Genomic DNA, 11,190 nt, shown 5'->3' with positions numbered 1-11,190 from the left:
TCTGAACTCCGTGATCGGCTTTTCGCAGATCGTTCGAAAGAAGGAAGAGCTCTCGTCTTCGGGCGACGACATGCTCGAGCGAGTGCACTCGAGCGGGCTCCATCTGTTGCGCCTGGTGAACCAGATACTCGACGTCTCGAAAGTCGAGGCGGGAGAGGTCGAGCTGCATCTGGAAGACATCGACGTTGCCGAGCTCGTACGACTCACTCTGAGAGATCTGGAGAGCCAGAAGCCGCGAGAGCGCGTCGAGTTGATCTCGGAAGTGCCTCCGAGCTGCGGCTTGCTGAGGACGGATCGTGAGAAGCTCCGCCAGATCGTCGTCAACCTGGTCGTCAACGCCTTCAAGTTCACGCGTGAAGGCAGCGTCACCGTGCGAGTGGTCAGCGATCCGACCGGCATCCCGGAGGCGCTCGAGGTCGAGGACACCGGGATCGGCATCCCGCAAGAGAAGCTCGACGAGATCTTCGAACGCTTCGTTCAGGTCGATACCGGCACCAGCCGTAAGTTCGAAGGCACCGGCCTGGGCCTGTCCATCTGCAAGGACCTCTGTGACCTTCTGGGCTACGAGCTTGGGGTCGAAAGCGAGCCCGATCGGGGCACCACGTTCCGGGTGACCTTCTCCTGAGCCGCGCTCCTCGCGGCAGCTTGCTTCCGCTAAGCTGGGCCGCCTAGCGGAGGGGTGGCAGAGTGGTCGAATGCACCGGTCTTGAAAACCGGCAGAGATGCAAGTCTCTCGCGGGTTCGAATCCCGCCCCCTCCGCCAACTTGAATCGTCGATTCGCCGCCTCGTCTCGCGGCTGAACCTCCAATGCGTGGAGAGCGATTCCCTCTCGGAGGTCACCGAGAGAAGGGTCCAGGTACGCAGCCAAGGCCTTGAGGACCTTGAGCAGGTACTTCTCGATCCATATTCCAGTTTGAACGCGCTCGATCCAGTGCTTCTCTGCCATTTCGACCAGGCTGGTCGCATAGATCGTGGCGTGCATCACCCTCAAGAGCGCCGCAAGCAACGCGAGGCTCCTGTTGGCCTGTGCGAGGAAGACGTTGAGGGCCCAAGCAACGAGCACATCAGACGCAATGACGACGAGATGGCCGGCGATCGCGAGGCGAAACAGCAACCCGTGAGCCAGGATATTGGCGGCCGTTTCTGAGGCGTCTCCCGGCACGACGAGGGAGCCGAAGAGAATCGAATGCGCGACGGGTCCGGCCACCGCCATGGCAAGCAACCCGAGCCCCGCGACGATCGCGGCCTGGCGTTGGGACACATCGGCAACACGGTCTGTCATGTGGGGTCTCCTCGGTCGTCCGTTCTTCTCATGATTGCCCGGTCGCTCGGTACCCTAGTTCGCGAACCGGAATCGAGCCAACGTCCCGGGCCCCCACAGCAACGTAACGACGATAGCGGCGGCCAGGACGAGACCGCAGGTCACGACCGCGCCCCAAGGGGAGAGGGCCTGGATTTCGGGCAGGGTCACGAGCGCTGTATTGTCCGCGGCGTGGAACAAGATGGCCGCGAAGACGCTCTTGCCCGTGTTGTTGAAGATCCAGGCCGCCAGGACGCGGGTCCCCACCAACGTCAGGACCTGCGCGACGAGGATCACGGGATCGGGCATCATGAAGACGAAAAACGGGACGTGCCAGACCGCCCAGATCATGCCCAGCACCAGGGAGGCCCTGAGGGCACCACCCTGCGCCTGCATCGGCTCGAAGGCATATCCCATCCAGCCGACCTCTTCCCCGGCCGCCAAGATGAAGAAGAACACAAACACCACCGGCAGGGCCGCGGCCGGGGTCAAGGCAGCAGGGATCGGCGCCCCCGACAAGACCATCACTCCGAGGGACAGCAGGAAGATCAGAGGCGCCAGGAGGAGGATGGGTGCATACCATCGACTCCTCTCGATCCTCCTGAGGTCGAAGATCCTCCCGAGGAGCTTCTTCACGCCATCCCGCCCGCTCCTCCGGAACGTCAGGATCGAGGCTGACGCGATCGGCGTGAGGGTGAAGACGGAAACATAGAGGGCCCCCATCTCGGGCTCGAAGACGACATTCAGATACGCCAGCGCATTGAGGATGTAGAACGGCACGGAGAGGAGGAAGGTCAGCACGAAGAACGCGACTGGAAACTCCTGCGTGGAGATTTGATTGCACATGATGGTCCAACTTCCGCTTGGGTCAGGCTGTCGCGCAGTTGGGAACCTCACACAAAGTGTTCGCTCCGAGGATAGGTTAGCGGATAGATGGAGGGGCTAGGCCAAGGGGCTGGGGCATCCCATCGGCCAGCGAGATGTGGAGCCACCCTGCCCTTAGGGGTGTTGCGGCGGGTTCCCGATACGAGCGAGGCTCAAGGCATCTGCGACGGCAAACGGCACGGCCTCGCTCGCCGAAGGACAGGCGCACGGACATGAAGATCAAGTTGACCTACACCGGCTACTTGAAGTTCGACGGTGTCGAGAGCGGCAGCCATATCGAGGTCCAGGAGGGCTCAACCGTGGGCGACGTACTTGGCCGTTTTCGGGTAGTGCCGGAACAGCAACGGTTCCTCAGACTCTTCGTCAACGATGAAACAGCCGATCCGTCGCGGGCCGTCCAAGACGGTGACGAGTTGACGGTCATTATGCAGATCGGAGGCGGGTAGCCGATGAGATTTGTCGATTTCTTGATCCCAAAAACGCTGGGTGAAGCCCAGGAGGCGCTCAAGGCACTCGGCGACCGCGGCTACGCCTTTGCGGGTGGCACGGCGTTTCAATACATTTCCGAACGGCCGGGCGCCACCGCGGTCGACATCACGCGCCTCGGTCTGAACGGCATCGAGAGGACGGACTCCGGCTTTCGCATCGGCGCGACGACCACCCTGACAGATCTAGTGCGCTATCGCGCCGACGGCTGGGTTCTGGACCGGGTCGCGACCCGCATCCCGACCCATCAGGTACGCAACATCTCGACCGTGGGGGGCAACATTTCGCGGTTGTTTCCCTGGTCCGATCTGCCGCTGGCGCTTCTGGTTCTGGAGGGCAGCGTGGTAATTCAGGGCGAAGAGGAGCGCACTTGCGCCGCCCTCGATTTCTTCACCGCGCAACCGCTCAACCAGCTCGCGCCCGGTGAGCTCGTAACGGCGGTGCTGGTGCCCGCGGTCGCGCCGCCTACGGGCTTCGGCTTCAAGAAGGAGTCGATGACCAACGCGGCGTTCAGTCTGATGACCGCGGCTGCCGCGATCACGCTCCAAGGAGAGCGCTTCGTGCGCGTGCGTTTGGCCGCCAACGCAGCTCTTCCTCTGCCCATGCGACTGACCGAGGTGGAAGCGCCTCTGGAGGGGAAGTCCGCCGACCCCGCTCTCTTCGAGACCGCGATCGAAGACGGTATCGACGGTCTCGACTGGCAGGGTCGGGAGGGTATGTCCAACGAATTCGCCCGGCATCTGGCGGGGGTGATTCTGCAGGATGTTCTCGAGCAGGCACTGCGGGCGGCGAAGGGAGAAACCGAATGAGCAGCAGGAAGACGATACGGTTCAGGCTCAACGGCGAGACCAAGGAGTTCACGATCACCGCCGGCGAGTCGCTGCTCGATCTTCTTCGCCGCTCCGGCTACTCCGGAACCAAGCGCGGTTGCGAGGACGGCGCCTGCGGCTCGTGCACGGTCATCATGAACGGCTCCGCGATCAACTCGTGCATCACCTTCGCCTTTCAGGCGCATGATCGAAAGGTCCGGACCATTGAGAGCGTCGGCGAATACGACCGGCCCGATCCCTTTCAGACCGCCATGGTCGAAGAGGCTGGCGTTCAGTGTGGGTTCTGCATTCCCGGAATCATCATGTCGGTCAAGGCGATGCTTGACGAGGTGCCGAACCCGACCGAGCAGGAGATCTTCGAGCATCTCGACGGCAACTACTGTCGCTGCACGGGCTACGAGAAGATCGAGGACGCTCTGCACAGGACCATCGCCGAGACCTCGGGGGAGAAACCGCAATGGACAAGGTGAAGTCGTTCAAGGTCGTCAACAAGTCGGTCGACAAGACCGATTCGATGCAGCTGGCTCTCGGCAAGCCCTCCTTCGTGGCGGATCTAGTGCCGCCCGATTCCCTGATCGTCAAGATGTTGTGGAGTCCGCACCCGCACGCTCTGATCAAATCGATCGACATCAGCGCGGCCGAGGCGATGCCGGGCGTGCGGTGTGTGCTGTGCCACGAGAACGTGCCGCGGCACCTGCACCTGACCGCCGGCCAGGGCTATCCGGAGCCCTCCCCGTACGACACCGCGGTGTTCGACTACAAGGTGCGTTGCGTGGGCGACCGCGTGGCGGCGGTTGCCGCCGAGACCGCCGAGATCGCCGAAGCGGCGCTCAAGAAGGTTCAGGTCGAGTACGAACTGCTCGAGCCCGTGCTGTCGATCGAGGACGCTCTGCGCGACGGCGCTCCGGTGATTCACGACGAGCCGGACGTGAGCCATCCGCTGCCCGTGCCGTTCCAGCCGGAGAAGAACATCGTCGCCGAAGTCGGCATGAAGGAAGGCGACCTCGAGCGGGAGATGGAAGCCGCGGACTACGCCTTCGATCACGGGTACGACACGCCGTATGCCCAGCACGTGCCGATCGAGACCCACGTCTGTTTCGCTTACCTGGACGCGAGTGATCGCGTGGTCATCTGCGCCAGCACTCAGGTGCCGTTCCACTGCCGCCGCATCGTCGCTCAGGCCCTCGGGCTGCCGGTCAAGAAGATTCGGATCATCAAGCCGCGTATCGGCGGCGGCTTCGGCAGCAAACAGGAGATGTTGCTCGAGGATGTCTGCGCGCTCATGGCGCTGCGCACCCGGCGGCCCTGTTTCTGGCAGCTGACGCGCGAGGAGAACTTTCTCTACGGGCGCACGCGCCATCCGATCCACTTCCGGCTGCGCACCACGATGACCGGGGACGGCGAGCTGACCGGTATCGGGATGGACGCCATCTGCAACACCGGCGCCTATGGTGGGCATGGGCTGCCGGTGGTCGGCTGCTGTGGCAGCAAGGTCCTCCCGCTCTATCGCTGGAAGCACATCCACTTCGACGGCAAGGTCGTTTACACCAATCTGCCGGTGGGCGGCGCCTACCGTGGTTTCGGCGCCACCCAGGCCTACTTCGCGGTGGAGAGCCAGCTCGACGAGATGAGCTACGCGATCGACATGGATCCGCTCGAGCTTCGCCTCAAGAACCACATTCAGGAAGGCGAAGGCTCGCCGGTGTTCGCGGCGCTCGGCGAGGGCAAGGCCGGTGTCGAGATGACCATCGGCAGCTGTGGATTGTCGGAGTGCTTGCGACTCGGCGCCGAGGAGATCGGTTGGAGCGGGCGCACCCTGCCGAGCGAGAAGTCGGGACGTTACCGGCGCGGCCTCGGCCTCGCCTGTCTGATGCAGGGCTCAAGCATTCCCGAGATCGACATGGGCGCGGCGTCCATCAAGATGAACGAGGACGGCTCGTTCAATCTACTCTTCGGGGCCACCGATCTGGGCACCGGGGCCGACACGGTTCTCGCCCAGATCGCGGCGGAGGAGCTCTCGACCACCGTCGACAAGATGCTCGTGTACGCCTCCGACACCGACCTGACGCCTTTCGATGTCGGTGCCTACGCTTCTAGCACGACCTATTTGAGCGGCGAGGCGGTGCGTAAGGCGGCGGCGAAGGTCAAACAGCAGATCCTGGGCGTCGCCGCCGAGATGCTCGACAAGGCGCCGGCAGAACTGACGGCCGTCGACGCCAAGGTCGTGGCGAAAGACGGCAGCGGCGAAGTCACCTACTCCCAGGTCGCGCTCTACTCGCTCTACGAAAGAAACCAGTTCCAGATCATGGACGTCGCCTCCCACATCACCCACAAGTCACCCCCTCCGTTCGCGGCTCACTACGTCGATCTCGTGGTGGACACCTTGACCGGCAAGGTCAAGGTCGAGAAGTACGTCGCCGCGATCGATTGCGGCACGGCGATCAACCCGAAGCTGGCCGAAGGGCAGACCGAGGGCGCGGTGATGAACGGCGTCAGCTACGCGCTGTGCGAGGAGTACCTGTTTGACTCGAAGGGCGCGATGACCAACGCGAGCATGCAGAATTACCACATCCATTCGCTGCGCGATAAGCCCAAGATCAAGACGATCCTGGTGCCGAGCTATGAGGACACCGGGCCATTCGGGGCCAAGAGCGTCTCGGAGATCAGCATCAATGGGGGCGCGCCGGCCATCGGCAACGCCATCTTCAACGCCACCGGAGCTCGCCTGCGCCGGTTTCCCTTCACGCCCGAGAGCGTCTGGAGGGCCATCCAGGAACAAACAGCCAGTCCCAGTCGGAGCCGGGAGACCGTGCGGTCGGCTTGAGCGGCTTGGGATAGCATACGCAGTCAAGATGGCAACCGGAACGGTGACGGAGCGAGTGGGCTAGAGAACGCCATGAGCGGGGAGTCGGGAAGAGAGATTCGTCGCGGTTCGTATCCGGAGATCACCTGGCCGGCGATTCTGATCGGCTACGTGCTGGGTGCCTTGATTGCGGTCTCGATCGGCTATCTGAGCCTCAAGCTCGGCTTCTCGATCGAGGGCTCGGAGCTTGCCGCGATCCTCGGCTTCGGAATTCTCCGCGGCGTGATGCGCCGCAAGAGCATCATCGAGAACAACATCAATCAGACCCTGGCGTCGTCGGTCAACGGCGCGTCCGCCGGAATGATGTTCTCGATTCCGGCGATCTTCATCCTCGGCTACACCGACTTCAACCGGCTGCTGGTCGTGCTCGCCTGCATGGCGGGCGGTGTGCTCGGCATCGCTTTCATCATTCCGCTGCGCAAACAGATGATCGATTTCGATCGCCTGGCCTACCCCGGTGGAATCGCCACGGCGGCGATCTTGAAAGCGCCGGGAGCGGGCGTTCGCAAGGCGCAGTTACTTGTCGGCGCAGCGCTGTTGGCGGCGATCGTTCACCTCGCAAGCCTGATGACGGGCTTCGAGAACTGGGATGTCGGAGCGCTGCTGGGCCTCCCGGAGTACATGAACGGGATCTGGTACATATCGCTGCTGACCATCGGCACCGCCTATCTGGCCGGCCGTGGCGGCTGGTTCTTCGTCGTTGGCGGCTACGTCTGCTACTGGATTCTGGCGCCGCTGATGGACTTTCGCGGCATTCTGCCTACACCGGCTGAGCTCGAGACCGCCGGACAGGGGATGGCGACCTATCTGCGGCTGCAGCTGTTTCGACCGGTGGGAATCGGAATGCTGATTGGCGGGGCGGTGACCGGCATCGCGCTGGCGCTCCCACTGGTCATCGCCGCCATACGGAGTATGCAGCAAGCGGCGAAGGTCAAGTCGGTCGTGTCGAGGGACGAGCTGCCGATCCGCTTTCTCTACATGGGAATCGTGGGTGCTGTGGTGCTGCTGGCGGGCACGGCGGTCATGGCGGTGCCGCACATCGAGCCCTGGCGGATGATCCTGATGGCGGTTCTCGGGGCGACCTGGGTCTGGCTGGCCGGGATCGTTCTCGCAGAGTGCATCGGCCGAACGCAGTGGTCGCCGCTTTCGGGCATGACGCTCATCGGCATCACGATCTTGATCTTCGTAGCCTCCGGGATGAGCGATCGAGACACGGTCGTCGCGTCGATTGTGGTCGGCGCCGCGATGTGCGTGGCGATGGCGCAGGCGACGGACCTGATGCTCGATCTCAAGACCGGCTACCTGGTCGGCGCGATTCCGCGCAAGCAGCAGATCGCCCAGTTCCTCGGCACCTGGCTGGGCCCGATCTTGATCATGGGCCTGATCGTGGTGCTGCATCAGGCCTACGGCATGGGCAGCGACAAGCTGCCGGCGCCGCAAGGTCAAGCGCTGGCGAGTGTGATTCAGGGTGTCCTGGGCGGCGACGTACCGCTCGACAAGTATCTTTCGGGAGCGGGTCTCGGGGCGCTGCTGTCGGCGTCGGGCATCGGTGGTGTCGGCATCATGGTCGGCCTCGGTTTCTACCTGCCGTTCAACATCATCCTGACCTACACGATCGGCACTCTTCTGCGAGAGTTCACCGACGCCAGGCTCGGTCGCAAGTTCGCGGACGACTCGGGCATTCCCCTTGCGGCAGGACTGATCGTGGGCGAAGCGTTGGTCGGCGTCGGTTATTCACTGATGGTTGTTTTCTCGGCTTGACGAGCGGATGAAGAACGTCGCTTACTTGTTGATCGCCCTCGGCTTCCTCGCCGGAGCCTTCTTCGCCGTCGAGCAGCGCGAGGGTGTGACGGTGCCGTACTTTCTCGGGGCGCTCGCGCTGGGGGTGGTTGGCGTGGTGATGATTCGCGTCGCGAGGCGTGAGGCGGCGACCCGCGCAGAAACGATTCGCGCCAACCTCGGAGCCATCGAGACCAGCCTGGCGTCGGTGGTCGGCAAGGTCCAGCGCCTCGATGAGACCAAAGAAGAGACAGATGTCTACGACCTGCGACACGTGATCGATCGCGAGTTTCCGGACGACCTCGACGCGTTTGTGCAGGCTCGCTACAGTCTCGTCCACACCTTCGGGCTGCAGTCGTTCGCCGATGTCATGAACCCGTTCGCCGCCGGCGAGCGGTACCTGAATCGCGTCTGGTCGGCCTCGTGCGATGGCTATATCAACGAGGCTCATGATTATGTCGTCAAAGCGAGGGAGCAGTTCGAGAGCGCCCTCGAGATCTTTCGCGGCCTTGCCCAGGCTTGAGCCCGGCTTCGGGCTCGAGCCAATCCCCGGAGGGTTCCACCATGAGTGAGAGTTCCGGTCTTCCAGCTGTGGTCGACCGCTTTCTGCGCTACGTGCGCATCGACACCGCGTCCGATCGCGACTCGACGAGTTTCCCGTCGACGGAGAAGCAGAAGGACCTGTCGCGTCTGCTCGCCGAAGAGCTGCGCGCGCTCGGGCTCGAGGACGCCGAGATGGACGAGTACGGATATGTCTATGCCACACTGCCCTCGACGTTGCCGGAGGCCGACGCCGCGAGCACGCCGACCTTGGCTCTTTTTGCCCATGTCGACACCTCGCAGGACGAGCCCGGGGGTCCGGTCGTACCGCTGATTCACGAAAACTACGACGGCTCGGTGTTTGAGCTACCGGGTCGGCTGCCGGCTGGGGGCGCGGTGACCCTGGATCCGGAGCGCAGCCCGGCGCTTCGCGAGCACGTCGGCCATGATCTGATCAGCTCCGACGGCACCACCCTTCTGGGGAGCGACGATAAGGCCGGCTGCGCGGTGATCATGCAGACGGTCGAAGACCTGCTGGCGGACCCATCGGTGCCGCGGCCACCGATTCGCGTCTGTTTCACCGTAGACGAGGAGATCGGCAAAGGAGTCGACAAGCTCGACCTCGAGCGTCTGGCGGCGGACGTCGCCTACACGATTGATGGCTCGGGAACGGGGACGTTGTCGTATGAGACCTTCAACGCCGCCGAAGCCGTGATCGAGGTCACGGGGGTCAACGTGCATGCCGGCTACGCCAAGGACGTGATGGCCAATGCGGTGACGATTCTCGCCCGGATCCTGGATCGCCTTCCCGCCGACGAAACGCCCGAGACCACCGAGGATCGCGAAGGCTATTACTGTCCGATCGAGATGTCCGGCACGATCTCTTCGGCTCGCTCCAAGATGATTTTGCGTGATTTCACCACGGCGGGACTGGCAGCTCGCAAGCAGCTGGTCGAGAGCCTGGTCGCCGACGCCTGTCGCGCGCACCCACGCGCCTCGATCGATCTGCAGATGAGCGATCAGTACAAGAACATGAAGGAGTACATCGAGGCGAAAGACCGCCGCGCAGTCACTTTCGCTTTCGCGGCGGCCGATGAGATGGGAATCGAGCTCGAGAGCGAGCTGGTACGCGGCGGTACCGACGGCTCACGCCTCTCGGAGATGGGCTTGCCCACGCCCAACGTGTTCGACGGCGGCTACGACTACCACAGCCGTTTCGAGTGGAATACGGTCCAGAATCTCGAGGCATCGCTGGCCTATGTCCAGAACCTCGTGCGCTACTGGGCCGAGCACGGCAGAGATCCGGTGTAAATCAGCCAAACCTTCACATCTTCCTTGCGTACTCAGGGTGGAGAGGCACTCGAGGAGTCGATGATGAAGAGATCCCTGACAGTCGTGTCAATGCTGATTGTGGCGAGCCTGTTTGCCCCGATGGTGAAGGCAGAGGCCGATTTCGATCCGATGGCAAGCGCGGGTCGCTGGATCGGCATGGACGGTCAAGCCCTTCCCTTTGCCACTCACGGCGAAGTGCTGGAGTTCCTGCGCACGGCTGAGGTCGTGGACAGCGTCGAGATCGAAGGCAGTCTCAACCGGCCGCTCAAGCTGACGCTGCAGAAAGACGATGTCCGGGCGCACGCCATCTTTCGCACCGTCGAGCTGGCGCGAGACGAGATGCGCCACGTCCAGGAGCACGCGCGCGGCTTCCGGGACAGCTACGTTTTCGAGGTCGCCGCCTACGAGTTGAGCCGGTTGCTCGAGCTGGACAACGTGCCGCCGGCGACCTTGCGGACCATCGGCCGCGAGAAGGGCTCGGTACAGCTTTGGGTCGAGCAGGCGATGGGAGTCGAGGAGCGCCTGGAACAGGGGATTGACCCCCGCTACGAGAAGCTCTGGCTCTTTCAGAAGCAGAACATGGCGGTCTTCGACAATCTCATCTACAACTTCGATCGCAACCCTGGCAATATCCTGATCGACGCCGCGGGCAAGGTGTGGTTCGTCGACCATACGCGCTCCTTCAAGGAGCTGCCGGTGCTCTCCGACCGCAAAGACATGCAAGTGCTCGAGCGCCGATTCTGGGATCGCCTTCGTGAACTCGATGCGGGGGCGGTACGCGAGCGGCTCGACCCGTATCTGGACGGCCGCCAGATCGAGGCGCTGCTGGCGCGTCAGAAGAAGATCGTCAAGGCGATCAGCCGGCGGATCGCCCAGTACGGTGAACAGGCGATCCTGTTCGAGTTCGTCACCGCTCCGGCCTGAGTCGAGCCAGGTAGTCGGGTGGGGTTTCGGGCACGGGGCCATGGCCGACTTATACTCCTGTCATGTGCGATTGGATGAAGTCGACCACCGCCTCAGTATTGTGTGTGTTCCTCGCTTGTCTTGCGGCGGCAGCCGCGGCCGGAGCTGCCTTGACGCCCCCGGTCGGCAGACCCGCGTCTAGGGACAGAGTGTCGGTACCGCTGGTCGGCGTATCGTTAGAAAACACAGAGCGCCCGGACGTGCCGAGCGG

General features: G+C 63.2%; 10 protein-coding genes, 1 tRNA gene and 1 pseudogene. 10 read left to right on the top strand and 2 right to left on the bottom strand.

All coding sequences use genetic code 11. The features are described from left to right. The coding region (locus tag GY769_15700) for a histidine kinase (protein ID MCP4203362.1) at positions 1 to 625 on the top strand (625 nt) is incomplete at its 5' end. A gap of 48 nt (positions 626 to 673) precedes the next feature. Further along, positions 674 to 763: transfer RNA gene (locus GY769_15695), tRNA-Ser, on the top strand. A gap of 40 nt (positions 764 to 803) precedes the next feature. On the opposite strand, the pseudogene GY769_15690 reads toward GY769_15695, so the two are convergent. Then, a pseudogene (locus tag GY769_15690) lies at positions 804 to 1,283 on the bottom strand (DUF4386 domain-containing protein). Positions 1,284 to 1,337: 54 nt separating this feature from the next. After that, positions 1,338 to 2,147, bottom strand: coding sequence for a CPBP family intramembrane metalloprotease (locus GY769_15685; protein MCP4203361.1), 810 nt, complete (start codon positions 2,145 to 2,147; stop codon positions 1,338 to 1,340). Between the two features lie 251 nt (positions 2,148 to 2,398). Here GY769_15685 and GY769_15680 point away from each other — a divergent pair, with 251 nt between their 5' ends. From GY769_15680 to GY769_15645, 8 genes are all read left to right on the top strand, one after another. After that, positions 2,399 to 2,632 (top strand): MoaD/ThiS family protein, encoded by a 234-nt coding sequence (locus tag GY769_15680; protein MCP4203360.1) that lies wholly within the window; start codon positions 2,399 to 2,401, stop codon positions 2,630 to 2,632. Between the two features lie 3 nt (positions 2,633 to 2,635). Then, positions 2,636 to 3,481, top strand: coding sequence for a hypothetical protein (locus GY769_15675; protein ID MCP4203359.1), 846 nt, complete (start codon positions 2,636 to 2,638; stop codon positions 3,479 to 3,481). Next, positions 3,478 to 3,972, top strand: coding sequence for a (2Fe-2S)-binding protein (locus GY769_15670; GenBank protein MCP4203358.1), 495 nt, complete (start codon positions 3,478 to 3,480; stop codon positions 3,970 to 3,972). Before GY769_15675 ends, GY769_15670 begins: the two co-directional genes overlap by 4 nt. Beyond that, entirely contained in the window at positions 3,960 to 6,326 is a 2,367-nt protein-coding gene (locus GY769_15665; protein ID MCP4203357.1) for a molybdopterin-dependent oxidoreductase, read from the top strand. Before GY769_15670 ends, GY769_15665 begins: the two co-directional genes overlap by 13 nt. A 72-nt stretch (positions 6,327 to 6,398) precedes the next feature. Then, positions 6,399 to 8,126, top strand: coding sequence for an oligopeptide transporter OPT family protein (locus GY769_15660; GenBank protein MCP4203356.1), 1,728 nt, complete (start codon positions 6,399 to 6,401; stop codon positions 8,124 to 8,126). Between the two features lie 7 nt (positions 8,127 to 8,133). Continuing rightward, complete coding sequence (locus GY769_15655) at positions 8,134 to 8,667, top strand: hypothetical protein (GenBank protein MCP4203355.1); 534 nt, start codon at positions 8,134 to 8,136, stop codon at positions 8,665 to 8,667. Between the two features lie 41 nt (positions 8,668 to 8,708). Then, the gene (pepT, locus tag GY769_15650) at positions 8,709 to 9,995 is read left to right on the top strand and encodes a peptidase T (GenBank protein ID MCP4203354.1); all 1,287 of its coding nucleotides are present in this window, start codon (positions 8,709 to 8,711) and stop codon (positions 9,993 to 9,995) included. Positions 9,996 to 10,058: 63 nt separating this feature from the next. After that, on the top strand, positions 10,059 to 10,940 hold the full coding sequence (locus GY769_15645) for a hypothetical protein (protein ID MCP4203353.1): 882 nt from the start codon (positions 10,059 to 10,061) through the stop codon (positions 10,938 to 10,940). Positions 10,941 to 11,190: the final 250 nt, after the last annotated feature.

This window comes from bacterium, assembly GCA_024224155.1.
Lineage (GTDB): Bacteria > Acidobacteriota > Thermoanaerobaculia > Multivoradales > JAHEKO01 > CALZIK01.
Note: the sequence above shows the minus strand (reverse complement) of the source record. Positions and strands in the feature narration are given on the sequence as shown.

What these genes read in the sequence shown, in the direction of transcription:
- GY769_15685 (MCP4203361.1), bottom strand. Translation starts at nt 2,147, where the DNA reads ATGTGCAATCAAATCTCCACGCAGGAGTTTCCAGTCGCGTTCTTCGTG.
- GY769_15680 (MCP4203360.1), top strand. Translation starts at nt 2,399, where the DNA reads ATGAAGATCAAGTTGACCTACACCGGCTACTTGAAGTTCGACGGTGTC.
- GY769_15675 (MCP4203359.1), top strand. Translation starts at nt 2,636, where the DNA reads ATGAGATTTGTCGATTTCTTGATCCCAAAAACGCTGGGTGAAGCCCAG.
- GY769_15670 (MCP4203358.1), top strand. Translation starts at nt 3,478, where the DNA reads ATGAGCAGCAGGAAGACGATACGGTTCAGGCTCAACGGCGAGACCAAG.
- GY769_15665 (MCP4203357.1), top strand. Translation starts at nt 3,960, where the DNA reads ATGGACAAGGTGAAGTCGTTCAAGGTCGTCAACAAGTCGGTCGACAAG.
- GY769_15660 (MCP4203356.1), top strand. Translation starts at nt 6,399, where the DNA reads ATGAGCGGGGAGTCGGGAAGAGAGATTCGTCGCGGTTCGTATCCGGAG.
- GY769_15655 (MCP4203355.1), top strand. Translation starts at nt 8,134, where the DNA reads ATGAAGAACGTCGCTTACTTGTTGATCGCCCTCGGCTTCCTCGCCGGA.
- pepT (MCP4203354.1), top strand. Translation starts at nt 8,709, where the DNA reads ATGAGTGAGAGTTCCGGTCTTCCAGCTGTGGTCGACCGCTTTCTGCGC.
- GY769_15645 (MCP4203353.1), top strand. Translation starts at nt 10,059, where the DNA reads ATGAAGAGATCCCTGACAGTCGTGTCAATGCTGATTGTGGCGAGCCTG.